The sequence below is a fragment of the Empedobacter stercoris genome (assembly GCF_025244765.1).
Taxonomy (GTDB): Bacteria; Bacteroidota; Bacteroidia; order Flavobacteriales; family Weeksellaceae; genus Empedobacter; species Empedobacter stercoris.
The window spans coordinates 1,190,228-1,213,986 of the sequence record NZ_CP104209.1 but is presented as its reverse complement, the minus strand read 5'-3'; the positions used below and the strand labels follow the sequence as shown (position 1 = coordinate 1,213,986).

The following is a 23,759-nucleotide window of genomic DNA, read 5'->3' as shown; positions in this document are numbered from 1 at the left end:
AAAATCTCACATCTTAATTCTATAATAATAAAATGAAAATATTAGCAAACGACGGAATTTCTAAAGCAGGACAAGAAGCTTTAGAAGCAAAAGGTTTCGAAGTCATAACAGCTCATGTAGCACAAGAACAATTAGAAAATTATATCAATCAAAATAACATCGAAGTACTTTTGGTACGCTCTGCAACAAAAGTTCGTCAACCATTAATCGATGCAACAAACCTTAAAATTATTGGTCGTGGAGGTGTTGGTATGGATAATATCGATGTTGAATATGCACGCAACAAAGGAATTCAAGTAATTAATACACCCGCATCTTCTTCGCAATCTGTAGCAGAGTTTGTAATTGCGCATTTATTTTCTATTGTTCGTAATTTACACAATGCAAACCGTAACATGCCTTTAGAGGGTGATTCTAATTTCAATGGATTGAAAAAAGCGTACGCAAAAGCAATCGAATTGAGAGGGAAAACAATGGGTGTAATTGGTTTTGGACGTATTGGAGTAGAAGTAATTCGTGAAGCAATCGGTTTAGGAATGAATATATTAGTGTATGATAAATTCCCTGCAACTCGCGATATCGAATTAGAGTTTTTTGATGGTCAAAAAGTGAATTTCTCCATTACTTCTGTCGATTTTGATGAAGTCATTACAAAAGCAGATTTTATCTCGTTGCATGTACCTGCTCAAGATGGATACATTTTAGGAGAAAAAGAATTTGCTAAAATGAAGGATGGTGTAATTGTGATTAATACTGCACGTGGTGGAGTTGTTGATGAGCGTGCGTTGGTTGATGCCATTGAAAATGGTAAAGTAGCTGGTGCTGCATTAGATGTTTTCGAGAAAGAACCAACACCTGAAATGGGATTATTGATGAACGAAGCATTATCGTTATCGCCACATATTGCAGGGTCTACAAATGAAGCTCAAGATCGAATTGGAACTGAATTAGCAGCGCAAATCGTAGAGATTTACGGAAAATAATTTTGTTTTTTTATTCTATTTAAAGTTAACTGAAATGCCACAATTTAAACCATTCAAAGGAATTCGTCCAACCGAGGAAACTTCTCAAGAATTTGTTACCCTTGCGGTGAATCAATATTCGAAAGAAGAAGTGGATTTTTATATCAATACAAGAGAAAACTCTTTTTTGCATATTATTCTACCAACTTGGGACGATTCTATTCAAGATCCGAAAGAAAAATTCAGAAAAGTTCGTCAGAACTTAGAAGAATTTATCGAGAAAAAAATACTGATTCAAGATAAATCATCTTATTACATTTATCAAGTGATTCAGGCAAATGGTCGCGAGACAAAAGGTCTTTTAGGACTTGTCAATATAGATGATTATAGAAACAATAAAATCAAAAGACACGAAGAAACGTTAGAACGTCGCGTGGAATTATTTGCGGAATATCTGAAAGAATCTCATTTTCATGCAGAACCTGTTTTGTTGACCTACAAACCTGCTCAACGAGTAGATTTGTTGATCGATACAGAGATGAAGCGTAAACCTATTCTGAAAATAGATGATCCTAATGGTTCGCAACATTTGTTGTGGAGGGTTGATAATCGATTGAATTTAAAACAAATGAAAGATTCAATCGAAAAGTTAGATGAATTATACATCGCTGATGGTCATCATCGTATGGAAAGTTCCGAGCGTTATACAAGATATGCAACAGAAACTTCTAAAGAAGAGGTTTATGGCGACGAAGCGTTTAATTATACATTAGCGCTTTTGGTTTCGAATGAAGAATTGATTATTAATGATTATAATCGTTTAATTAAAGATTTGAATGGATTATCTTCCGAAGAATTTATTCAACGTTTAGAAGAATATTATGAGATTATTCCAAAGAATGATGAATTAATTGTTCCGACCAAAAAACATCATTTGGTAATGTATTTAGATGGTCAATATTATAGTCTTTATGTCAAAAATAGTATATTGATGACAGAAGGTTTGAGTGAATTGGATACGTATATTTTTGAAGAAACTGTATTGAAACCGATTTTAAAAATTGAAGATACAAAGAAAGATAAACGTGTTCATTACGAATGTGGAACGCGTGACAAAGATGGAATAGAAGCTTTAAAAAATAAAGTAGATCATCACGATTATATCGCTGCATTTGCTTTTTACCCTGTCGATGTAAAAGATCTACAATTGATTTCGGATTTAGGACTTAAAATGCCTCCAAAAAGTACGTACATCGAACCAAAACCGTTGAGTGGTTTTGCAGTATTTGATTTGAAAGAATAATATAAAATGAGTATTCAAGATAATTTAAAAACAATTGAAACGACAATTCCTAATCATGTAACACTTGTTGCAGTTTCTAAAACAAAACCTGTTGAAGATTTGCAAGAAGCTTATGAAACTGGAATTAGAGATTTTGGTGAAAATAAAATTCAAGAAATGTGCGACAAGTACGAAGTTCTTCCTAAGGATATTCGTTGGCATATGATTGGACATGTACAAACCAATAAAGTGAAGTATATGGCGCCTTTTGTGCATTTGATTCACGGAGTTGATAGTCTAAAATTGTTGAAAGAAATTAATAAACAAGCAGAGAAAAACAATCGTATTATCGATGTTTTATTGCAACAATTTATTGCAGATGAAGAGACTAAATTTGGATTAGATGTGGAGGAGACTCGACAAATTATGCAAGAAGAAATTCAGCATTTGCCTCATGTTAGAGTAGTAGGTTTGATGGGAATGGCAACATTTACCGAAGATAAAAATCAGATCAGAAATGAATTCAAGACCTTAAAATCTAACTTTGATTTTTTGAAAAATAATTTTGAAAATATAACCATTTTATCCATGGGAATGTCAGGTGATTACCAAATTGCAATAGAGGAAGGTAGTACAATGGTTCGCATTGGAAGTTCGATTTTTGGACATCGAAATTATTCCATATAATGGACTAATTTTTTTTAAAATAACAAAACCCTAAAATGATAAGTTTTAGGGTTTTTGTATTTTTAGTTTTGATGAAAAAGTTTTTATATGTTAACCATTTCCTCCGCCTCCGCTTTGCTCTTGGTTAGATTTTGATCGTTCTATTTTGAATTGTTTTCCAAAGTTATAACTTATTCCAATTCGGTACGATCTGTAAGATTGGCTTACACCAGTATTTATAACATTATTAGAAATGCTTGTGTATGAACCATTTTTGTTTTCGAAAAGGTTAGAAATATTGGCAGAGATTTGCAATTTCTTTTGAAAAACCATTGCTCTTAACCCAATATTATGTCGCATGAAATCTCCAAATTTATCCAAGCCATCTGTACTTTTTGTGTAATACGAATACGAGTAATTTGCAAAAAGGGTTTTCTTTTTATTGAGATCTAAATTATTTGTAATTCTAAATTCACCATTCATACCATCTAATGTATAGTTCATTTCAGGAATTTTACTTGTGGTTTTGCGATAAAAAACATCTGCCGAAGCATTTATTTTCCACCATTTGTATGGTTTTACATTGATGTTTTCACTAAATCCAATACTATATGTTTTTCCGATGTTAAATGGTTTAGAAAGCGAAATTTTCGTTTCAGGATCATAGATAACGACTTGTTCAAAAAGATCAGTTGCATTTCTGTAATAGATACTCGATACAAATAAATCTTTATAGGCATGTTCTAATTCGAAATTATTAGAATTAGAAGGTGTTAGATTTGGATTTCCTTCATAGTAACTGTATTCGTTTTGTTTGGTTGTTCTCGGATTTAAATACCAAATAAATGGTCGATCTACACGGCGCGAATAGTTTAGGGTAAACGAATGATTTTCCGAAGATTGATACATCAAATAGGCAGTAGGGTATAAACCGTCATACTCTTTTTTGTAATTATATTGCGGATCATCCATTATACTTTTTGATTGTGCATGTTCGTAACGTAAACCAACTTTAGCTGTCCATTTTTCATTTAATTCTCGTTCGACTGAATAATAAAGTGCATACACATTTTCGTTATATTGATAGTTATTCGAGAAATTAACATCTTCTTGGAAATCTTCAATTGGATTTGATTTTGAGTAACGGTGATTATCTGCTTTATCTTTAGCCCAACGCAAACGTGTTCCATAATTCATTTTCCACGAATTAACAGGATGCTCCATATCAAGACTTACATTAAATCGATCAGATGAACTTTCTGATAAACTATAGTTGTTGTCGTATTTATTATCAATTGGATTCCAATCTGAATCAAATTCGTTGCTTATATTTTTGCTGTTGTTATCGTTTATATTGTTCGAATAATCGAAGTCAAATGTTAACTTTTTTCCTTCTTGTTTAAATTTTTTGATGATATGATAATTCAATCCAAGATACCCCCAATCCCAAGTCGTACCATCTCTGTTGGTTGTCATATATCGGTTTAAGGTATTATTTGTTAAATCAAAAATAGAAGTGATGGAATTCCCTTTGTTCATCCCATCTCCATCAGAATAGTCAAAGTTAAATCCTGTAATGAATAAATCGTTTAGTTGGTAGTCAATACCAATTCTTCCACCATAATACTGGTTCTCATTTTTATTTTTTCCGTTTGTCAACCATTTCTGATCAGGATAAATAGTCGAATTTTCACTTTCATTGTACCAATTTCCAACACCACTATAAACACTCGAGGTTAAGGTCCATTTTCCTTTTCGGTAATTGATATTCCCATTTAAGTTAAAACCTGGATATTTTTGCTGACTATAAGAACTTGAAATAGAGCCATTGAAACTTTCTTGTTTTGCATTTTTCAATACGATATTAATGATTCCACTATTTCCAGTTGCATCGTATTTTGAAGGTGGATTGGTGATAACTTCTATTTTATCGATATCTTCTGTTCGGATAGTTTTTAGATAATTGGCTAATTGTTCACTACTCATTTGCATCAAACGATCATTAATCATCACACTTACAGAACCTTTTCCAATGATAGAAATCGCATCTGTAGCTTCTTCAACTTTTATACGTGGTGCAAGTTTTAACGCATCTAAGGCATTTCCTCCTTTTGCGCCTTCGGCTAATTCTGGATTAAAAATGATTCGATCAACTTTCTTTTCAATTAATTTTTTTTGGCCAGTTACGACAGCCTCTGCTAACGATACATTCTCTGTTTTAGGAACTAAAATAATTCCTAAATCCGTATGATTCGTAATCGTGAGAGAGGATGAATGAAGTAAAATTCCAGCTTCTTCAATTCTATACGTATAAGTTCCTTCTTCTAAAATAACCGTAAAGTGCCCATTTTCGTCAGTAGAAATTTCATCTATAATTTTTTCGCCTTGAAAAATGATTACATCTGCTAACGCTATTGGAGCTTGATTGGTATATTGAAAAGTTCCTTTTATTTCTTGTTGAGCAAAAGTATGAACAGATGCAATACAAATAATTGGAAGAAAATATTTTTTCATTTATAGGGTTGTTTACAAATAAGACGCATCAATCATCAAAAAGTTACAAAACTATAAGTGAAAATATCTTAAATAATAATGAATTAAAGAATCAAAAACTCCCAATAAGGGGATTATTGGGAGTGAATAAACTTATTTAAGTTCTTTTTCTAATTGAATAGATTTTGGAAATAGAATGTTGTTTTCGATGTGAATATGAGTATGCAAATCATTCTCGAATTCTTCTAACATTGCATAGGTCACGCGATAAGTGTTACACGCATCTGCTGGTGGAGTGTAATGATTGGTAAGTTCTGCAATCTTTGCAAAACGATCACCTTCTGCGGTATGTTCATGTTCCATCATGTGAACTGGATTTTCAACTGTACCAAAATGAGGAACTTCTAATTCTATTCCTCTTTTCTTTGCATGAGTCATTTTTTTGATAAATGGAAAAAGAATTAATTCTTCTTTTTTTAAATGAGCACTCAAATCTTGAGCTGTTTGATTAAATAAAGCGTTTATTTCATAAAGTTCTGGATGTCTTTCACCATGAACTTTGCATAATTTGTCTAAGAAAGCGAGTAAAACAGGTATTTTTTCTTCCACATAAGCATGATGTATTTTTTCAACATATTCACTTAGCAAATCCAATGGCCACGATTTAAAATCAATTGAAGCTTCGGTTTGAGAAGGTAAATTTTCCAAATCATTATACACTTTGTTTACATCTGTAGTTTTATTTTCACAGGCTTCTTCGATGGTTCTTCCACCACGGCAACAAAAATCAATGCCATGTTTTTTGAAAATCGCCGCAGTTCTAAAATCTTCTGAGACCATTTCTCCGATTAAATCTGTTTTTATGTCCATAATAGAATACTTTTTTATCTTTTATTAAATTAAATTTTTTTTGAGCCTTTTAGCATTATTATTTTTTCTTTGCAATCATGACAAAAGCACACAAGTGTTCTTCGTATTTTTTGAAAACTTTCTTCATTTTTATTACTCTTTCTCTCACTTCTGTTTGAGTTGCAATATTTTTTATGATAGTTAAAAATCCTGAAAATCCTTCATCATCAATTAATCTTGAAGGTTCAAGCAGGCGCATTTCAGCTGTTTTAATTTCAATAATTTCGAAACCTTCTTCTTTTACAAGAATTTTCCATTCTTCAACTGTTAATGGTCTTGCATTTACATTCATCGTAATTGCAAGCTCTTTTTGAATGTTCTTTTTGATTTCATCTGAAATATTATTCTGTTTTAATGCTAATTCATGAATTGCATAGTATCCATCTTTTTTTAGAATACGATGAGCTTCTTTTATGATTTCACTTTTACGATGATTGGCATGCATCGTTAGCATAGCTTCTCCAAAAACTTTAGTTTGAGAACAGTCATCAAGTCTTGTGTCAGCAGCATTTCCTAATTGAAAAACAGCTTTTTGATTATCAAATTTTTGATTTAAATTCTCGAAAATTTTTTCGTCTAAATCAATTCCAATGTATGATGTTGGTTGTTTGTCAAGTACAATAGAAGTGGTATAACCAAGCCCAGGAGCAAATTCTACAATCGCATCATTTGTATTGATATCTAACAATTCAACCATTTCATTTGTCAACTTTTTTCCTCCAGGTCTTAGTACTTTTTTTCCTATTTTAGCAAGGAGCCAATGTCCAGACATTTTATCAATTGTATCATTTTTCATTTGAGTAAGTTTTTTATTTTCAATTCAAATAAAAAGACCTTTTTATCTTTTATTAAGGTAAATTTTATTCTAAATTTAATTTTAGAAATACTTCTTGCGAATCTAATTTCTCAACCAATTGGTTGATAGTAGTTGTTTCTAATAAATGCTTTAAAGTATTTCGTATTTCTTTGAATTGCTGATGCAAAGGACAAGGATTTTTTTCTGAACATCGTTTTAGTCCAAGTGCACAACCACTAAAAATTTTATCTCCATCAAAATGTCTAACAATTACAGCCAACGAATTTTTCATATCTTTTTCATCGAGATGAAAACCACCATTTGGTCCTTTTGTAGACTGTAAAAGATTTTTTCGAACCATTTCTTGCAAAATTTTTGCAATAAAATATTCAGGAGAATCAATTCCTTTCGCTACATCTTTTATTCCAACTCGATTTCCGTCTTTGGTTTGCTGTGCGATATAAATTACTGCTCTAATGGCGTATTCACAAGTTTTTGATAACATTTACAATTCTTTTACACTACAAATATACATCATTTCTTTAATAAAAGAGTAAAAGGTGTTTTATTAATTCTAATTATTTCCAAAATTCGTCTTCAAAATTATCAAATGGTTTTGTATGCGAGTTTTCTAATTTTTCACCTATTTGTTTCAAATCACTTTCATCAAGATTTTCTTGTAAGTAAGGAAACCATTCACGTTCCTCGAACCGAATATGATTTTTTAATAAATGAGCAAATTTTTCTACTATTGATTTCTCTGGATGTTGAGCAATCTTTTGTGCTAAAACCTTTAATTCTTGATGTTCGGTTTTAATTTGTTGGTTGTATGTATCGTTTGAATAGGGAAAAATAATCGTTTCTTCATGTTTAAAGTGCTCAGAAAGATGATTCTTCCAAAAATATTCAACATAAGATGCAATTCGTTCTAATGCAATATTTTTAAAGAAACCTTGTTCAATTTTCCAACTACAAAGCAATCCAAAATGATGATCCTTTGATAAAACGACAATGTGTTCACTTCTCTTCATAATTAACTGTTTTTGTGAATTAAAGTTATGACAATTTTTCAATAAAATACTTTTTAGTATTCTATTTTAAAATTTAGACGTATTTCAGATCTTTTTTAGGTTGACATAAATGGAAAAGTATTCAATAAAAAAATCATTCTAATTTCCTGCTATTGGACTACGGAAAACTCCGACAGCTAATTCAGTCCATATTAATAAACCAATGAGTAAAACCATTATGCAGAAAAAGATTTTATTTTGTAAACGGTTAGTTAGTTGTAGAATGTAGTTTATCGTTAATCCAATAACCGACAGTAAAATAAATGCAATAATAAAATCAAAATAAACTCCAGTTGACTTCATTTGTAAATTGCATAGCAATTAGTGGAATTGTTATTATTAGACTAATTATTCCAACAAATTAAAGATTGTTTATGATGCATTTTTGTATTCATAACTAACTATTTATTGAAATCACTTTGAAAAATAAAGTAAAAAAATAAAAATGAGATTCAAAAAAAAATAGTTTAATTGATAAATTGTGAACGATTGAGTTTGGATTTATTGAAAAATTAATTTAAATCAATATTTTTCTAAAAGCATTGTTTAAATTTGAGGTATGAAAGCAAGTTTTGAACCTTATATATTGAAATTCAAAAATCCGAGCGGGACTTCACGAGGGATTTTGACAGAGAAATTAACGTATCTTTTTACGATAGAAGAAGATGGGAAAGAATATGTTGGTGAATGTGGATTGTTTAAAGGATTGAGTTTTGATGATCGACCAGATTATGAAGAAAAATTGCAATGGGTTTGCGATCATATCGATTTAGGAATTGAGGAATTATGGAATCAATTACGAGATTGGCCTTCAATACAATTTGGAATAGAACAGGCTTTTCAAAGTCTTTCTACTAATCGATACAATGATGCTTATACAGATAAATTGAATCCAAATTTGTACGAGTCAGCATTTTCTTCAGGAGATCAAGGTATTCAGACAAATGGTTTGATTTGGATGGGGTCAATTGATTTTATGCGTGAACAAATCAAAGAAAAATTAGCGATTGGTTATAAATGTATTAAACTGAAAATTGGTGTTGATTGGAAAAATGAGCATGAAATTTTACAACAATTGCGTTCAGAATTTTCTGCAGAACAATTAGAATTACGTGTTGATGCAAATGGAGGATTTACGTTTGACGAAGCTAAGGTTGTGTTACAACAATTAGCTGACTTAAAAATTCATTCGATCGAGCAACCCATAAAAGCAGGGAATATTGAACAAATGACCGAATTATGTGCTACCACACCAACGCCAATTGCATTGGACGAAGAGTTAATAGGAATTGTTCAACAAGAGGATAAATTTAAATTGTTAGAAAAAATTAAACCCCAATATATTATTCTAAAACCAAGTTTAGTAGGAGGAATAAGAGGGGCTTTGGAATGGATAAATGCGGCCGATACCTACGAAATTCCATTTTGGATTACTTCTGCTTTGGAAAGTAATATCGGACTAAATGCTATTGCACAATGGACAGCAATTTTATATCCAGAGATGCCTCAAGGATTGGGAACAGGCGGTTTGTTTACCAATAACTTTCCAAGTCGATTAGAATTAAAAGGAGAATATTTATTTAGAAACAAATTATGATCAATAAATTATTAGTAGCAATAATCTCAGTTGTTGTGTTGATGAGTTGTCAAACAGCAAATAAAATGACTGATACAAACGCAATTCAAAAATATCAAACTGAATTAGCGTCATTTTATACAAATCCTAAAACAACTCCTTTGGTAGATGAGGAGAAAACAAATTTTAAAGGAATTACGTTTTTTCCGATTAATGAAAAGTACCGTGTAAAAGCGAATTTTACTCCAATTAAGGATGGAAAAGTTATTCCATTTCCAACTTCGGCGAAGAAAATCAAAAATTACAAAGAATACGGAACAATTACGTTTACGATTGACGATATGGAGCAAACGTTAACGATTTATCAATCTTATCCGATTATGGAGAAATACGAAGAAAGTTTGTTTTTGCCTTTTATGGACGAAACAAATGGCGTTACTTCTTACGGAGGAGGAAGATATTTAGATTTAAATACAAAAGATTTTGGCGGTAATTCAAACGAAGTAACAATTGATTTCAATCAAGCGTATAATCCATATTGCGCTTATAGTAAGCATTACAATTGTCCAATTCCACCGGCAAATAATGTGTTAGATGTGGAGATTAATGCAGGTGTAAGTTATCATAAATAAGATGTTGTATTTAGATTTTTCTACCCCTAATTTTAATGTCAATTCTATTCAACCAACCAATGAATTTGAGGAAACAGTCAAAGCATTTTTGGTTGAATGGTTTTCGGATTCTACAGTCATGGTTGCGCATACTTCTGGCTCAACAGGAACGCCAAAAGAAATTGTTTTAACCAAAGAAAACATGCGTAAAAGTGCGAATATGACAGGGAAATACTTGAATTTGAAAAAAGGGGATTCAGCCTTGTTGGTGATGCCTGTAACTTATATTGCGGGTAAATTAATGTTGGTTCGTGCAGTAGAAATTGGGTTAAAGTTGATTTGTATGCAACCTACTTCGAATATTTTGATGGAAGATATTTCAAAAGGAATTCAAAAAGAGTTGGATTCGATTGATTTTGTAGCATTAACGCCTATGCAAGTCGAAAAATCGTTGTCGTTTGTTTCAAAATGTAAGAAATTAATCATTGGGGGAGCAGCGCTTTCAGAGAAAGTTAAATTAGATTTGGCGGCTTTTGATAACGAAGTCTACGAAACCTATGCAATGACAGAAACGATTACACATATTGCTTTTAAACAAGTTCAGAACAAAAAATATCAAAATGTTTTTAATTTATTTGAAGCCTTTGATGAGGTGAAAATTTCACAAGATAATCGAGGTTGTTTAGTGATTGATACACCGTATGATGGTTTGCGAGTGGTGACAAATGATATTGTTGAAATCATCAATAAACGTCAATTTAATTGGATTGGGCGTGCAGATAATGTGATTAATTCGGGCGGAATAAAATTATTTCCTGAACAAATAGAAGATAAACTGAAACCTTTTATTCATTCAGCCTTTTATGTGACATCAAAAACGGATGAATTGTTAGGACAAAAATTAATTTTAATAGTGGAAGGCGAGGAGAGAAGTTTAGATTTTTCTTTGGTCGATTTGACGAAATACCAAGTTCCAAAAGAAATTATATTTATAGAAACTTTTCCGAGAACGGAAAGTGGGAAGATAAAACGACAACAGTTTTAAGTTTAAAAATCATCAAGTAATTGATGATTTTTTTTTGTATATTTTTAATTGCATTAATCCATATTATAAAGGAAAAAATATTTTTTTTAAAAGATGCAACATCTTCAAAAGTATTGCGTCATTATATTAAACACTAACAAGAATTGAACGTAGAAATTACTCCATATAATGACCAAAAATTAATTGAGCTGTGTATTGCAGGTCAGGAAATGGGGTATTCTAAATTGTACCAAAAATATGTAAAACAAGTGTACAATACGGTAATTAGGTTGGTTATAGATGAGGTAGAAGCAGAAGATTTGACTCAAGAAATTTTTATCTCTTTATTCGATGATATGAACAAGGTAAAAGATGTACAATTTTTAGGTGCTTGGTTGAAACGAGTTTCCATTAACAAATCAATTTCATATCTCAGGAAAAAGAAAATTCATGCTTCAGAAATAGAGGAAATACAGGTGGCGGATGAAAGTGAAGATGAGGTTTTTGAAAAAGAATTAAAAGAAGCTCAAATTTCAGAAATACAAACTGCAATTGAAGAACTGGACGTGGAAGTAAGAACAATTGTAAACTTATTTTTATTTGAGGATTTATCACATGAGGAGATTGGGAAACTATTGGGATTGAATAGTACAACGGTTAGAAGTAAGTATCATCGTGCAAAACTGAAAATTTTTCAGCGTATAAAAAAAGTCGTGTTATCATGAAAGATTCATTAAAAAAACATATTGAAAATAAGAGAGAAGATTTTGAAAACAAAATGCCTTCGGATATGTTGTGGGCGAAGATTAAAACTCAAATTCCGTTAGAAAATAGCGAAGTTGTAGTAAAAACAGAAATAGGGAAAAACAAGACTGTAAGTTATTGGTCAATAGCGGCTTCAGTTTTAGTTGTTTTTGGAATTAGTTTTTTCTTTTTTAATCAATCAAAAGTAGAAGTACCGAAAACGCTTGTAAAAACTTCTCAGAAGAAAGTTGTTGTTGAACAAATAAATAAAACTGAAGATAAGATTGAAATAGCAGATAAAATAAATTCTATTCCAGATTATTCAACAGAAAGTCAATTGACTAAATTAAAAGCGAAAGATAAAATTGATTCTTCATCTGAGAAAATAATCTCTAAACCTACAGAATCTACGAATAATGCTTTATTCAAACAATTACAAGATGAATTTTCGACCAGTAATCGTATAGATGCTTTGGCAAAATTAGCTCAAGTAGATGAATTAAATCAAAATGAATTGGAATTAATAAAAAGAGTTACGTTAAATGATCCCAACACAATTGTTCGTTTGAACTCGATAGAAGTTTTAGCAAATAAACTTCCCGAAAAATCGATCAATCAAGAAATGAAAGAGATTTTTATGTCGCAGGATGATCCAATGATTCAGATGGAATTAATCAATGTTTTGACAAAAGTGAATAATCATTCGTTGGATGCAGAATTGATCCAAAAATTACAAGAAATAATTCTTGATCCTCAGACAAAACCATTTGTGAAAGATGAAGCGTATGCTGTATTATTAAAAAAGTAAAGAACACTTAATAATGTAAAAAATGATAAAAAGAACAGTTTTTTTAGCAGTTACAACTTTGTGTATGTTAACTGCTCAAGCCCAAACAAAGAAGGAATCAAAGGATTTTAAATCTGAAGCTAACGTACAACAAACTTATAAGTTAGCTGTTAATAATGGGAAGTTGAAAATTAGCATTGGAAATGCAATAATCGAAGGTTATGATGGTAAAGAAGTTTTAATTTCTTCTAAAAGTCAATCAAAGAAAGAAGATGAAAGAGCAAAAGGTTTGCGACCAGTTTATGCAAGTGGATTGGAGGATAATACAGGTCTTGGAATTAATGTTGTACAAAACAATGGGATCGTAGAGATCAATCAGTTAAACAGAATATCTTCATCGGCTGTTACGATAAAAGTACCTAAAAATATGCTGATTTCGTACGATTATCAATCGATGTATGGTGGAGAAGTTGTTTTTAGAAATATTGAAAGTGAAATAGAAGCTTCGTCAAATTACAATTCTATTCAATTAGAAAATGTAACTGGCCCAGCAACTATAAATAGTGTATACGGTGAAATTGTAGCAAAATTTAATCAACAAGTAAAAGGTCCATTATCATTGGTTTCAATTTATGGAGCGGTAGATGTTTCAGTGCCCAAAACAGCAAAAGCAGATGTAAAACTATCTACATCTTTCGGAGAGATTTTGATGGCGCCAGAATTAGGTCTGAAAATAGAGAAGAAAACAACTTCTGATTCGAATTTATTTAATAGTCAACTAAATTCCAAATTGAATGGAGGAGGAACAAGTTTTAATTTTAGATCAGATTACGGAAAAATATACCTAAGAGCTTTATAAAAACAATCTTTACTTTAGCGATTGGTTTAATTGAATCGATTGGCCTTGCTCAAATCAAGTTTCATCAATCTTTCTTTTTCCAATTACGAAGCCTATAGCAAATTATTTACGTCAAACTTAGGCCAAGGGTACGCTCAAATATTCAATTTTACAACAATGTTTATTTGAGAAAGTAATAATTTACTAAATCCATTTATTTTATAACATTTTAACAAGGAAATCATTTTACAATTTATATTGTAAACAGCCTATTTTACGATTTTTCTTTAGACATTACAGTAATTGTAGTGTCTTTTTTTTGGTTAGCAGCACTTTGTTAACTCCATAAAATAGCTTAATTTTAGCACTACTAAAAAACTTATACCGTGGACTACAATAAACTTTTTAACGATATTTTTTTCTTGATTCTTGATGACGAGATGGATGAAAATCAATATCCAATTTGGAAAAGTTTTTCGTTTATTCACAATCCTATACAGCAATTGATTAAGGCACAAGATTTATTGAATCAGCTGTTGCACGAATTTCCAAAAGACAAAAAAGCACTTTTTTTAAAGGGCGTTGTTCAACGAAACTTGAACTTCAACGAAGAATCAATTTTATACCTTTTAGAAGCAAAGAAAGAAGATTATTACCTGTATGCTGCTAATTTTTATATTGCTGAATATTACATTCATAAATTAAAATTTGAAGAAGCGCAAAAGTATTTAAAAGAGATTGAAATTGTATATCCCTCGAACAAACGTTTTCTATTTTTATCGATTTTGGTAAGTTTGGAATTATTTGATTTTGAATCAGCTAAACGATATTTAAATATTCTTTATCAATTAATTGAAGACAAAAAAGTCTTAGAATTATTGAGTAAAAATCTTCAAATTACAGAAGAAATTGTTCTAAAAACGACGAATCGTTTGGTATTGAAAAATTTCAAATTAAGAAGTTTTAATTATAATCTTCAGCTTAAAACAAATTTGATTTCTTTTTACAAAAATTTCGCTGATATTGGTGTTAACTTTAATGGAATCAATTGTTTTATAATGGCATTGACCTTGAAACAAATTACATTATATCCAACGTTTCAACATTTCGAAATGTATACTGTACAAACGGTTTTAGATTATATTGATGTCGATAAGAAAGGTGTACAAATGCGTTTGGATGATATCAATTTTGAACAAGATTTTGTCAATAATTATCATGAATATTTAGAAGTTGAAATTTTACTGAAAGAAGATTGAAAAATCTCTATTTTTGCCAAAATATATATGATGGAGTTTGTTCAAAATAAAGAAGAAATTTTTGACAATGTTGAATTGTTTTTAGAAAGTTTGGAAATGGGAACTGAACAGGAAAAAGCCAAAGCAATTCAATTGATCAAAAAATCAAAAACATTTTTAGTAATCGATGCGGAAGAGGTAATGTTTTTTGCACCAAGTACTTTTATTGGTTTTAAAGACAATTCGATTTTAAATTTTTCTGGAAAATTGTTGGAACATGAAACAAATCCGGTATTAACCAAAATAATTGGTTCAACTCCAAAAATTGACAAAACGTTAGACGAATTATTTTTAGATTTCTGCGATGAAGTAGCAATCAATCGTAATGATGTAGGGCTTTCTCGAGATTATTGGATTGTAAAAGAGATATAACATAAAAAAGGCTTTTCAACAATTTTGAAAAGCCTTTTTTGTATAACAAAAACTAACCAATTAAATTCACTTCAAGTTTAGAGATTGGATTTATTCCAGCCAAAACTCCATCAATTTCGCATTTTAACAAACCACTTCCACCACCGTAATGATGTATTTGTTTTATGGTAGGAAAATAGGTGTTTATCCATTCTTCTACACCTTCTAACTCCGAAGCACCAATTGCACTACTATATAAAACAATTTGGACCTTGTTTACAGCGACAAACCATTTCAATTCCTCTTGCGTGCAGGTGCAAAATGCTTTCCATTTTTCATTGTTGTTAATTACGCGTTCTAATGTATCAACAATCTCCTTATTTTTTCCAAAAACAGCTATTTGCACTTGCATACCCGATTTATTTACCTTGCAAAGAAAGGATATAATAAAAAGTTACACATTGATTTAGGTCAAGAAATGAATTCGATCAAAAAAACCGTTTCTTTTTGAAACGGTTGCTTAGTTATTTTGATTTTCTAATTGTGCTAATCGTTCTGCAGCTAAATAAAATTCTGGGTTCAACTGTAAGGCTTTTTTGTATTGTTCAACAGCTTCATCTTGCTTTTCTAATTTCTCTAAAATTGCACCTTTGTTGTAAAACGATAAGAAATGATTTGGATTTAATTCGATTGATTGATTAAAATCGTTCAATGCATTGTCTAAATCATTTAATACAAAATAAGTATTTCCTCTGTTGTAAAACGATAAGAAATGTGGTTTCATTTCAATCACTTTTGAATAATCTTCAATGGCTTGATCAAATTGTTTTAATTGATCAAAACAAAATGCACGATTATGGTAACAAGATTCGTATTCTGGATTAATTTCTAAAGCTTTATTAAAACAAGCAATTGCATCGTCATATTTGTTTAAATTCATCAATACATAACCCTTTTGATGATAAGCTACAAAACTATTTGGATCAATTTCGATGACTTTATCAAAGTTTTCAGCTGCTTTTGTAGGATTATATTGATTAAAATTCGCCATACCTCTATAAAAATAGAAGTTAGGATTTTTATCATCTAATTCAATTGCTTTATCAAAATCCTTGATTGCATCTGTATTTTGTTTCATATAATACTGGCTCAATCCACGTCCGAAATATGAATTTGCCACTTCTATTTGGCGTTTAATCGATAATGTAAAATAATCAATCGCCTTTCTATACTGACCTTTGCGGAGATATTGACTCCCATCTTCATAAAAACTCATAGTTCAATATTACAACAATCTCTTTAAATTTTAAATAAAAATTTTCAGAAAAGTTTATCTTTACACAAAACAACACACATGAAAATAGAACATATAGGGATTGCCGTAAAAGATTTGGGATTATCGAATGATTTATTCGAGAAATTATTAGGAAAAGCACCTTATAAAGAAGAAGCAGTGGAGTCGGAAGGCGTACGTACATCTTTCTTCGAAGTAGGAGAATCGAAGATTGAATTGGTAGGTTCTGAAAAAAAAGACAGTGCAATTGAAAAATATTTAGAAAAAAATAGAGAAGGTATTCATCACATTGCTTTTGGAGTAGATAATATCGAAGTTGAAATCGAGCGTCTTAAAAATCAGGGATTTACTTTTATTAATGATCAACCGAAGTTAGGTGCAGATAATAAACGAATTGTATTTTTGCACCCTAAAACAACCAATGGTGTACTGGTAGAGCTTTGCGAAGATGTAAAATAATTTTGTTATTTAAAAAATATGCTTTAATATTGCACTCGAATTAAGCAGTAGACTATTTGCGAAAGTAGTTGTTATAATGGCTTAAATTCAGGTCCTATAACTCAGCTGGTTAGAGTAGCTGACTCATAATCAGCAAGTCGTTGGTTCGAGCCCAACTGGGACCACTTTATTGAAAATCAGACGTTTACAGTTGTGTAAGCGTCTTTTTTTTTGACTTCATTTTAATCTATAAGTACAACATTAGTACAACAAATTATCTGATTCAAAGATAGTTATAATTTTCATTTGATTGCATTTTTAGTATATTTATAGAAATAATTAAATACTAAATGATGAAAAATACTTTCTATTTATTACATAACTCAATACAATCAACAGAAATCAGATTACAATTCTTTAATAATATAATCATCACATTTAAGCATTTAATAAAAAATTATATTTATGTTTTAAGTTTTTCTTATCCTTTGATAATTTTTTATTCATTCTATACTAGTTTATCAAGTCTTATTAACATTTATACAGCAATAGCTCTTTCTTCAATTGTTGCTTTTGTTTTTATTATTTTAGTTTCAATTCCGAGCTATTATTTTATAAAAGGTGAAAATCTATTTGATTTTGAAAAAATTATTGAAGAATTAAAAAAGGTAAAACCTAGAAAAAAGAAGTATGAGAAGTTAGATGAAAATCAGGTGGAGAAATTAGATAATTTATTTGGAAAAGAGGCTAATAATTTTTTTAATACAGCTGAGTATAGTTTTGAAACTTTTAAAAGTTTAATAAATAATATTTTAGAAGATGATTTTGAAAATAAAATCTATTTGAATGAAGAAGTGAGTGTTAAAGAATTTGTGTCCTTTATTGATGAACTTATATTAATAACGAGGTTTGACTATGTAGATTTATGTAAAATTTTTCAGTTTTATAAGAAAGGTAAATATTTAGATTTAAATTATGGAACAGTGAAAGTTGAACTTTCAAATTTCAGAAAATTAACTAAAAAAATAATTAACCAATGATATAACTAGTTAATTTTTAAAAAGTTTTAGATTCATATCTTAATAATTTTCGGCATAATTCAAACAAATTTATTATGTCAGAAATTAAATTATTACAAGAGCTTCATGAGATGAAGACTCTTATTAAACAAAACTACATTAATGATAAACCGATTTTAACTTCTAAGGAATTGGAGTATTATCTTGGATTTTCATATTCAACAATTTCAAAACTTACTTCATGTAAATTAATACCATTTAGTAAGCCGACTAATGGTGCTCTTTTCTTTTCTAAAGAAAAAATACATGAATGGATAGATAAACATTCTATTCAGTCTGAAGATGACGCAGAGAAGCTATATCAATCATATAACAAAAAAAGAAAAAGCAGGTAACCCACTTACCTGCTTTAAAAAAAGAATTTTTTAATCAATAGATTAAAGCACAAATTTAATGCTTTTTTCTATTAAAAATGAATGTTATATGAATTTAGATATAGAAAATAAATTAATACCTATAAGAGAATCGGTATTGAAAATAAGATCATTTAATGATTGTATTAAAGACGGATCAAATCAACCAATACTTGAATATATAGTTGATAATTTGATAGAACCTGGTATTGGGCTTTTACTTGGTAAAAGTAATGTTGGTAAGTCTATTTGTGCAGTTCAAATTGGAAATAATATATCAAGTGGAACTAAAGTTTTTGAATTGCTATCTACTACGAAGAATAGAGTAATGATTATTGATTGTGAAATGACAGATCGGCAAATTGCAAATAGATATCAATATTCAGATGGGGACTTTTATCAATTTAGTAATGATTTCTATCGTTCAAAATTGAATGTAAATATTTTAGAGAAAAACTTTCTCCAAAAATTAATTGATAGTATCAAAGAATCAATTTTTAGTTATGATATTAAGTTTCTAATTATAGATAATCTAATGAGTATTATATATGATTTAAATAAACCTTCATTAGTTCTTGATTTTTTTGTTAATATTAAAAGATTACAAGAAGATACATTTATATCGATATTATTAATTGGACATCCAAGAAAAGGAATTGAATTATCGGAAAAAATGGATTTAGAAGATGTATATGGTAGCAGTTATATTGGAAACTTCTTAGACTATGCTATTGGGCTTCGAAAATCGAAATTGAACTCATCTGAAATACTTTTAAAGCTTCTCAAAACACGTATGGATGTAAATAATTTTAATGAAGATAACATCATAGTTTTAAGCTTAGGGAACAAAATGGGAATTCCAGTATTTGAGTTTAATAGATATGATACTGAAGTTAATCATCTAAAATCAAATTCATCTATTAATATGAATACTGATGAGAAAATGGTCTCAGAATTTGATATTATTAATAATTGTAAGCTTTTAAAACTACCAAATACGACTATAGCTCAAATTATTGGTGTAAATGAGAAAACGATTAGAAATCGGATTAAGCTAATGGAATTCAATGATATTCAGAATCCGAACAGTTCCGATTAAAGCTTTTTTAAAAATATAGTTAAAATTCACTAATACAGTGAAATATCCATTTGTTTTATATTTTCGGATTCGGAACTATCTTATTTTTTCATAAAATGAGAAAATTATACAATTTCCGAATCCGAATTCATTAAAATATCATATAAAGTACAGATAATAAGAGTTATATCTGTTTTAATTAAAATATTCTAATCGGATAAATTCGGAATTTATGTATAAAAATTATAAGTATGTTTTAGAAAAATACTCTGGCTCAAAATCTCGATTTAATTGTCCTAACTGTAAGCGTAAAGAGTTTACACGTTATAAAAATATTGAAACGAATGAATATTTGCCTTATGAGTATGGAATTTGTAATCGTATGATAAAATGTGGTTATAAAAAATATCCTTCACAAAAAATCAATTCAAATTTAGAAGAAATTAATCATATTCATTTAGAAATAATCGAGTATTTAGATAAAAAAATATTGTACGAGTTTGAGAATTCAAATTTGAAAAATCCACTTTATCTTTTTTTGAAATCATATTTTGAGGAAAGTAAAGTAGAAGTAGTTTTGGATTTGTATAAAGTGAAAACTGAAAAATTGAATGGAGATTATTTGACAATTTTTCCTCAATTGGATCTTGAATTTAATCTGAGAACAATAAAGAAAATGAAATATAATTTTCAAACAGGTAAACGAAGTAAGAATTTTTTTCAATGGTATAATCCTAATAAATCAAATCTTAAACAATGTCTTTTTGGTTTACATTTATTAAATCACCCTGAATTTAAAAAATTAAAAATTATAATCGTTGAATCAGAAAAGACTGCATTGTTAGGAATGTTATATTTTAAAAATAAGTATTTGTTTTTAGCAACAGGAGGATTGATGAATTTAACAAAAGATAAATTGAAGTCTTTAAAAAATCGCGAAATTATTTTGATGCCTGATTTATCACCAATTGATTCTAAAAATTCAGCATTTGAATATTGGAGAGCCAAATCTGAAAAAATTTCAAATGAATTAAACTGTTCTATTTCTATCTCAAATTTATTGGAAGAAAATGCTACAATTCAGCAAAAGAATTTACAACAAGATCTTGGCGATTTTATAATTGAAGAGTTAACTAAAAAATCTATTTAGTTTGAATGAATACATATTACGATATGTATTTAAATTTATAAAAGATATTATTTTGACGGTTACGCTTAACTCCTTCTCAAGAAGTTAAGAGCTCATTCGCAACTTTATGTCGTTATCACTTCCATAAAGTTTCTACTTCGCTCTGCGAGGCTATTACAAGAATAATTTAATAAAATAAAAAATGAAAACTTCAATCAACTTCAAATGCGTCAAAGATGATTCGGAAGTTCATAATTTTCGCAAAAAATCTTACGATTATATTCGAAAAGATCTAACTAAAAATAATGAATATTGGTTAGGTGAAAAAATTACTATTCGAAGAAATAAAATTGAACAATACTGTAAAGAAAAATCAGGAAGGAAGTTACAAAAGAATGCTATGCCTATTCGTGAAGCAGTTGTTGTAATTAAAGAAAAAACAACAATGCTAGATTTACAAAATTTAGCAAAACGATTAGAAATTGAATTAAAAATTAGAGTTTTTCAAATTGCAATTCATAAAGATGAAGGACATTTTGATAAAGATACTAAAGAATGGAAACCAAACTATCATGCCCATCTTGTAGCAGATTGGCAAGATATAGAGACAGGAAAAACTTTAAAACACAAATCTCTTGATTATGTAAAAATGCAAGATATTACTGCTGAAGTTTTAGGAATGGAACGAGGGGCTTTTGGTGGTAAAAATAGATTAGAAGCACTTGAGTTTAAAATTTCAAAAAAAGAAGAAGAATTAAATCAACTTCAAGAAAAAATTGATAATATAACTCAAGAATTACATGGTAAATCTTTAAATGATTTAAAAATAATGAAGAATGATTTATTAGGATTTAAACATAACGATAAAGAAAAAACTCTAGAAAATTATGAAAAAGTTATCAAGTCTTTAAACGTAAAATTAGATTCATTAAATCAAAATTTGAAGAAGAAAAATGAAGAAGTAATTAAATTAAAGGATAATCTTTCTTTTATAAATAATGAAAATTCAAATTTAAAAATTAAGAATGCTAAGATTTTAACAGATAAAGATTTTCATGCACAGGAGAAAAATGAGTATTTGAATTCAGTTTTGCAATTATTTATAAACGAAACGAAATATAATAAGTTAAGGGATCCATATAAGGACAGATCTTCTAATGGAATTTTAGTAAAAGAAGTTCAGCAAATCGCTTCTAAAATTATGGAGAAGAATCAAATTCCTCAAACCACAATTGATACTTTGTTTTCTAATGAAAAAGTAGTTTCAATTATTTCTCAAATACTTAAACCAAATAGTATTGATAATGAAAGTAATGAAAATCAGCAAAAGAGAAGACCTCGCTTTAAAAGGTAAATTATTAATAAACATATTAACTAAAATTTAGTTATTTTTACATCATTAAAATAATAATTACGTACGCGTAAGCTTTCGTCAATTGGTGTCAGAAAACTAGGAATCTTCTAAAACAACCAAATTTTCGTTAGGCTTACGCCCATGTCTATATATGGCGTGGGCTGAGTCTTTCTGGTTGTTTGGGTATCCTAGTACCTCTGTCACGAAATGTATTTAGTTCCACGCTACTTTATTTCTAAAAACAATCTAGACATGGAGAATCAATTAACACTACAAGAGAAAAAAAGTATTATTTCTCAATTTTTAAATATTTCCTTTTTTGGAAATATTAATCCACCAGAATTTAAACGATTAAATGAAGTTGAAGTAAAAGAGTTTTCTGATTCTTTTAAATCAGGTCTTCTTTATAGAACAGAAGATTTTAAACCATTTATTTTGAGTTCTATTTCAGCATATATTTCAAATTTGAATGAAACTGAAAGAATGAAATTGTATTTGATGATGATATCTACTGGAAATTTTACAGCAGATGCTTTTTTATTCAATGAAAATGATGCTAGTATCGAAGAAATACATATTGGAATTCTTGAAGCAATTGAGAAAAATCAAAATAATTTATTTGTTAATCTATTTTTTTCTCGAATTCTTACGATAAAAGGAGGAATTATAGCTTATAAAAAGCATTATGCAACAAAAGAATGGTATGATTCTGCGATTGAAAATCAATTGAAAGGGTATAATGAATTTTGCTTAACAGCTTAAAATAGGGACTAATGAAAGTAAAATTTATAATACTCATCTTATTCTATACGATTTTAAATTCTTTCTCTTTTGCTCAACAAAAATGTCCTGATTTAGAGAATGACATCAAAGTTCAAAAAGCTAAAAATGAAGAATTATCGAAAGAAAATCGTTACTACAAAGAAACTTTAGATTTATTGAAACCAATTCAGTCGGTTAAAGTAGATGGTTTGCAATTAGATATTACAAGTATTGTCGGTTCCAAAGCTGATAAGACCGTTACAGTAACTTTTATATACAAAAATATAGAAGCAGAAACACGAAGTTTTTTCCAATGTGAACAGGCTTATTTTATAGATCCACAAGGAAATCAGGCTCAGACGTATGAAGTTTTTGTGTCATTTAATAATGGAATTCGTGCAGAAAATATCAAACCAAACATCCCAACCAAAGCAACCATAATATTCAAAACAACCGAAACAACCTTTCCAATCATTCGACAATTAAAAATAATTGTTTATCCAAAAGAAGTAATGGCAAAACAAATTGAAGCAATCTTTGAAAACCTTGATGTTGTTTGGAAATAGGAAATGTATGAGCCGATTAAAAATATTAATCGGCTCATGTTTTATTTATACTAAATGTTATTTTAATGGAATTGTAAGGTGCCAAATTAAAGTCGACAAATCTAATTAAAAATTAATAGGGTGTTAAATTAATTATTTTTGGAAGTATAACTACCTCCTTTTTGCAATAGTTTGTTATTTTTTTAACTTGCTATAATTATAGTGAATTAACACTTGCTGAATAGATATTCACTTCTGCTGAAAATTTATAGATAAATACTAACTAAGAGTGATATTAGTTAAAAAAAAAGATTTCTATT

At 29.3% G+C, this 23,759-nt stretch carries 26 protein-coding genes and 1 tRNA gene; 20 read left to right on the top strand and 7 right to left on the bottom strand.

Annotated features, from left to right (window positions below; translation table 11 throughout):
* Positions 1 to 32: 32 nt before the first annotated feature.
* From NZD85_RS05705 to NZD85_RS05695, 3 genes are read left to right on the top strand one after another with little or no spacing between them, the layout of a single operon-like run.
* Complete coding sequence (locus tag NZD85_RS05705; RefSeq protein ID WP_188319710.1) at positions 33 to 983, top strand: D-2-hydroxyacid dehydrogenase; 951 nt, start codon at positions 33 to 35, stop codon at positions 981 to 983.
* A 34-nt stretch (positions 984 to 1,017) separates the two neighbouring features.
* Positions 1,018 to 2,265, top strand: a complete 1,248-nt coding sequence (locus tag NZD85_RS05700) for a DUF1015 domain-containing protein (RefSeq protein ID WP_260544098.1) — start codon at positions 1,018 to 1,020, stop codon at positions 2,263 to 2,265.
* 6 nt (positions 2,266 to 2,271) lie between these two features.
* A complete protein-coding gene (locus NZD85_RS05695; RefSeq protein ID WP_260544096.1) occupies positions 2,272 to 2,931 on the top strand; it encodes a YggS family pyridoxal phosphate-dependent enzyme in 660 nt (219 codons plus the stop codon).
* A gap of 90 nt (positions 2,932 to 3,021) precedes the next feature.
* Here NZD85_RS05695 and NZD85_RS05690 read toward each other — a convergent pair whose 3' ends face one another.
* The 5 genes from NZD85_RS05690 to NZD85_RS05670 all read right to left on the bottom strand — a co-directional run bounded on the left by NZD85_RS05690 (position 3,022) and on the right by NZD85_RS05670 (position 8,139).
* Positions 3,022 to 5,424, bottom strand: a complete 2,403-nt coding sequence (locus NZD85_RS05690) for an outer membrane beta-barrel family protein (protein WP_260544094.1) — start codon at positions 5,422 to 5,424, stop codon at positions 3,022 to 3,024.
* A 132-nt stretch (positions 5,425 to 5,556) separates the two neighbouring features.
* Positions 5,557 to 6,273: an iron-sulfur cluster repair di-iron protein gene (gene ric / locus NZD85_RS05685; protein ID WP_188319713.1), complete on the bottom strand. Its 717-nt coding sequence runs from the start codon at positions 6,271 to 6,273 to the stop codon at positions 5,557 to 5,559.
* Positions 6,274 to 6,331: 58 nt separating this feature from the next.
* Positions 6,332 to 7,108 carry a class I SAM-dependent methyltransferase gene (locus tag NZD85_RS05680; protein ID WP_260544091.1) on the bottom strand — a complete coding sequence of 259 codons (777 nt, stop codon included), beginning with the start codon at positions 7,106 to 7,108 and terminating at the stop codon, positions 6,332 to 6,334.
* A gap of 64 nt (positions 7,109 to 7,172) precedes the next feature.
* The gene (locus tag NZD85_RS05675; protein ID WP_225542125.1) at positions 7,173 to 7,613 is read right to left on the bottom strand and encodes an RrF2 family transcriptional regulator; all 441 of its coding nucleotides are present in this window, start codon (positions 7,611 to 7,613) and stop codon (positions 7,173 to 7,175) included.
* A 73-nt stretch (positions 7,614 to 7,686) separates the two neighbouring features.
* Positions 7,687 to 8,139 carry a hemerythrin domain-containing protein gene (locus NZD85_RS05670; RefSeq protein ID WP_260544088.1) on the bottom strand — a complete coding sequence of 151 codons (453 nt, stop codon included), beginning with the start codon at positions 8,137 to 8,139 and terminating at the stop codon, positions 7,687 to 7,689.
* Between the two features lie 598 nt (positions 8,140 to 8,737).
* On the opposite strand from NZD85_RS05670, the gene NZD85_RS05665 reads away from it, so the two are divergent.
* The 8 genes from NZD85_RS05665 to NZD85_RS05630 all read left to right on the top strand — a co-directional run bounded on the left by NZD85_RS05665 (position 8,738) and on the right by NZD85_RS05630 (position 15,428).
* Entirely contained in the window at positions 8,738 to 9,775 is a 1,038-nt protein-coding gene (locus tag NZD85_RS05665; protein WP_260544086.1) for an o-succinylbenzoate synthase, read from the top strand.
* Positions 9,772 to 10,386 carry a DUF1684 domain-containing protein gene (locus NZD85_RS05660; protein ID WP_225539080.1) on the top strand — a complete coding sequence of 205 codons (615 nt, stop codon included), beginning with the start codon at positions 9,772 to 9,774 and terminating at the stop codon, positions 10,384 to 10,386. Before NZD85_RS05665 ends, NZD85_RS05660 begins: the two co-directional genes overlap by 4 nt.
* 1 nt (position 10,387) lies before the next feature.
* Positions 10,388 to 11,410: an AMP-binding protein gene (locus NZD85_RS05655; RefSeq protein WP_260544083.1), complete on the top strand. Its 1,023-nt coding sequence runs from the start codon at positions 10,388 to 10,390 to the stop codon at positions 11,408 to 11,410.
* 143 nt (positions 11,411 to 11,553) lie between these two features.
* A complete protein-coding gene (locus NZD85_RS05650) occupies positions 11,554 to 12,114 on the top strand; it encodes an RNA polymerase sigma factor (protein ID WP_260544081.1) in 561 nt (186 codons plus the stop codon).
* Entirely contained in the window at positions 12,111 to 12,941 is an 831-nt protein-coding gene (locus NZD85_RS05645; RefSeq protein WP_260544079.1) for a HEAT repeat domain-containing protein, read from the top strand. The genes NZD85_RS05650 and NZD85_RS05645 overlap by 4 nt, the downstream gene beginning before the upstream one ends.
* Positions 12,942 to 12,963: 22 nt before the next feature.
* Entirely contained in the window at positions 12,964 to 13,779 is an 816-nt protein-coding gene (locus NZD85_RS05640) for a DUF4097 domain-containing protein (RefSeq protein ID WP_260544077.1), read from the top strand.
* Between the two features lie 365 nt (positions 13,780 to 14,144).
* Positions 14,145 to 15,017, top strand: coding sequence for a tetratricopeptide repeat protein (locus tag NZD85_RS05635; RefSeq protein WP_260544075.1), 873 nt, complete (start codon positions 14,145 to 14,147; stop codon positions 15,015 to 15,017).
* 27 nt (positions 15,018 to 15,044) lie between these two features.
* Positions 15,045 to 15,428, top strand: a complete 384-nt coding sequence (locus NZD85_RS05630) for a hypothetical protein (protein ID WP_260544072.1) — start codon at positions 15,045 to 15,047, stop codon at positions 15,426 to 15,428.
* Positions 15,429 to 15,480: 52 nt separating this feature from the next.
* Here the strand turns inward: NZD85_RS05630 and NZD85_RS05625 are convergent, their stop codons facing one another.
* Positions 15,481 to 15,819, bottom strand: a complete 339-nt coding sequence (locus NZD85_RS05625) for a hypothetical protein (protein WP_260544070.1) — start codon at positions 15,817 to 15,819, stop codon at positions 15,481 to 15,483.
* A gap of 108 nt (positions 15,820 to 15,927) precedes the next feature.
* Complete coding sequence (locus NZD85_RS05620) at positions 15,928 to 16,683, bottom strand: tetratricopeptide repeat protein (RefSeq protein WP_171622922.1); 756 nt, start codon at positions 16,681 to 16,683, stop codon at positions 15,928 to 15,930.
* Between the two features lie 78 nt (positions 16,684 to 16,761).
* Here NZD85_RS05620 and mce point away from each other — a divergent pair, with 78 nt between their 5' ends.
* The 9 genes from mce (at position 16,762) to NZD85_RS05575 (ending at position 23,460) form a co-directional block, all read left to right on the top strand.
* Complete coding sequence (gene mce / locus NZD85_RS05615) at positions 16,762 to 17,160, top strand: methylmalonyl-CoA epimerase (protein ID WP_225542119.1); 399 nt, start codon at positions 16,762 to 16,764, stop codon at positions 17,158 to 17,160.
* A 90-nt stretch (positions 17,161 to 17,250) separates the two neighbouring features.
* Positions 17,251 to 17,324, top strand: a tRNA-Ile gene (locus tag NZD85_RS05610).
* Positions 17,325 to 17,492: 168 nt separating this feature from the next.
* Positions 17,493 to 18,179, top strand: coding sequence for a hypothetical protein (locus NZD85_RS05605; RefSeq protein WP_260544067.1), 687 nt, complete (start codon positions 17,493 to 17,495; stop codon positions 18,177 to 18,179).
* Between the two features lie 74 nt (positions 18,180 to 18,253).
* Positions 18,254 to 18,553: a helix-turn-helix transcriptional regulator gene (locus tag NZD85_RS05600; protein ID WP_260544066.1), complete on the top strand. Its 300-nt coding sequence runs from the start codon at positions 18,254 to 18,256 to the stop codon at positions 18,551 to 18,553.
* A gap of 88 nt (positions 18,554 to 18,641) precedes the next feature.
* Complete coding sequence (locus NZD85_RS05595; protein WP_260544065.1) at positions 18,642 to 19,670, top strand: AAA family ATPase; 1,029 nt, start codon at positions 18,642 to 18,644, stop codon at positions 19,668 to 19,670.
* Positions 19,671 to 19,881: 211 nt separating this feature from the next.
* On the top strand, positions 19,882 to 20,799 hold the full coding sequence (locus NZD85_RS05590; RefSeq protein ID WP_260544064.1) for a DUF6371 domain-containing protein: 918 nt from the start codon (positions 19,882 to 19,884) through the stop codon (positions 20,797 to 20,799).
* Between the two features lie 181 nt (positions 20,800 to 20,980).
* Positions 20,981 to 22,132, top strand: coding sequence for a coiled-coil domain-containing protein (locus tag NZD85_RS05585; RefSeq protein ID WP_260544063.1), 1,152 nt, complete (start codon positions 20,981 to 20,983; stop codon positions 22,130 to 22,132).
* A gap of 252 nt (positions 22,133 to 22,384) precedes the next feature.
* Positions 22,385 to 22,894, top strand: a complete 510-nt coding sequence (locus NZD85_RS05580; protein WP_260544061.1) for a hypothetical protein — start codon at positions 22,385 to 22,387, stop codon at positions 22,892 to 22,894.
* 11 nt (positions 22,895 to 22,905) lie between these two features.
* Complete coding sequence (locus NZD85_RS05575) at positions 22,906 to 23,460, top strand: hypothetical protein (protein WP_260544060.1); 555 nt, start codon at positions 22,906 to 22,908, stop codon at positions 23,458 to 23,460.
* Positions 23,461 to 23,759 lie beyond the last annotated feature (299 nt).

What these genes read in the sequence shown, in the direction of transcription:
- NZD85_RS05700 (WP_260544098.1), top strand. Translation starts at nt 1,018, where the DNA reads ATGCCACAATTTAAACCATTCAAAGGAATTCGTCCAACCGAGGAAACT.
- NZD85_RS05620 (WP_171622922.1), bottom strand. Translation starts at nt 16,683, where the DNA reads ATGAGTTTTTATGAAGATGGGAGTCAATATCTCCGCAAAGGTCAGTAT.
- NZD85_RS05670 (WP_260544088.1), bottom strand. Translation starts at nt 8,139, where the DNA reads ATGAAGAGAAGTGAACACATTGTCGTTTTATCAAAGGATCATCATTTT.
- NZD85_RS05680 (WP_260544091.1), bottom strand. Translation starts at nt 7,108, where the DNA reads ATGAAAAATGATACAATTGATAAAATGTCTGGACATTGGCTCCTTGCT.
- NZD85_RS05575 (WP_260544060.1), top strand. Translation starts at nt 22,906, where the DNA reads ATGAAAGTAAAATTTATAATACTCATCTTATTCTATACGATTTTAAAT.
- mce (WP_225542119.1), top strand. Translation starts at nt 16,762, where the DNA reads ATGAAAATAGAACATATAGGGATTGCCGTAAAAGATTTGGGATTATCG.
- NZD85_RS05590 (WP_260544064.1), top strand. Translation starts at nt 19,882, where the DNA reads ATGTATAAAAATTATAAGTATGTTTTAGAAAAATACTCTGGCTCAAAA.
- NZD85_RS05645 (WP_260544079.1), top strand. Translation starts at nt 12,111, where the DNA reads ATGAAAGATTCATTAAAAAAACATATTGAAAATAAGAGAGAAGATTTT.
- NZD85_RS05640 (WP_260544077.1), top strand. Translation starts at nt 12,964, where the DNA reads ATGATAAAAAGAACAGTTTTTTTAGCAGTTACAACTTTGTGTATGTTA.
- NZD85_RS05580 (WP_260544061.1), top strand. Translation starts at nt 22,385, where the DNA reads ATGGAGAATCAATTAACACTACAAGAGAAAAAAAGTATTATTTCTCAA.
- NZD85_RS05625 (WP_260544070.1), bottom strand. Translation starts at nt 15,819, where the DNA reads ATGCAAGTGCAAATAGCTGTTTTTGGAAAAAATAAGGAGATTGTTGAT.
- NZD85_RS05655 (WP_260544083.1), top strand. Translation starts at nt 10,388, where the DNA reads ATGTTGTATTTAGATTTTTCTACCCCTAATTTTAATGTCAATTCTATT.
- NZD85_RS05600 (WP_260544066.1), top strand. Translation starts at nt 18,254, where the DNA reads ATGTCAGAAATTAAATTATTACAAGAGCTTCATGAGATGAAGACTCTT.
- NZD85_RS05665 (WP_260544086.1), top strand. Translation starts at nt 8,738, where the DNA reads ATGAAAGCAAGTTTTGAACCTTATATATTGAAATTCAAAAATCCGAGC.
- NZD85_RS05630 (WP_260544072.1), top strand. Translation starts at nt 15,045, where the DNA reads ATGATGGAGTTTGTTCAAAATAAAGAAGAAATTTTTGACAATGTTGAA.
- NZD85_RS05690 (WP_260544094.1), bottom strand. Translation starts at nt 5,424, where the DNA reads ATGAAAAAATATTTTCTTCCAATTATTTGTATTGCATCTGTTCATACT.
- NZD85_RS05705 (WP_188319710.1), top strand. Translation starts at nt 33, where the DNA reads ATGAAAATATTAGCAAACGACGGAATTTCTAAAGCAGGACAAGAAGCT.
- ric (WP_188319713.1), bottom strand. Translation starts at nt 6,273, where the DNA reads ATGGACATAAAAACAGATTTAATCGGAGAAATGGTCTCAGAAGATTTT.
- NZD85_RS05695 (WP_260544096.1), top strand. Translation starts at nt 2,272, where the DNA reads ATGAGTATTCAAGATAATTTAAAAACAATTGAAACGACAATTCCTAAT.
- NZD85_RS05605 (WP_260544067.1), top strand. Translation starts at nt 17,493, where the DNA reads ATGAAAAATACTTTCTATTTATTACATAACTCAATACAATCAACAGAA.
- NZD85_RS05675 (WP_225542125.1), bottom strand. Translation starts at nt 7,613, where the DNA reads ATGTTATCAAAAACTTGTGAATACGCCATTAGAGCAGTAATTTATATC.
- NZD85_RS05660 (WP_225539080.1), top strand. Translation starts at nt 9,772, where the DNA reads ATGATCAATAAATTATTAGTAGCAATAATCTCAGTTGTTGTGTTGATG.
- NZD85_RS05585 (WP_260544063.1), top strand. Translation starts at nt 20,981, where the DNA reads ATGAAAACTTCAATCAACTTCAAATGCGTCAAAGATGATTCGGAAGTT.
- NZD85_RS05595 (WP_260544065.1), top strand. Translation starts at nt 18,642, where the DNA reads ATGAATTTAGATATAGAAAATAAATTAATACCTATAAGAGAATCGGTA.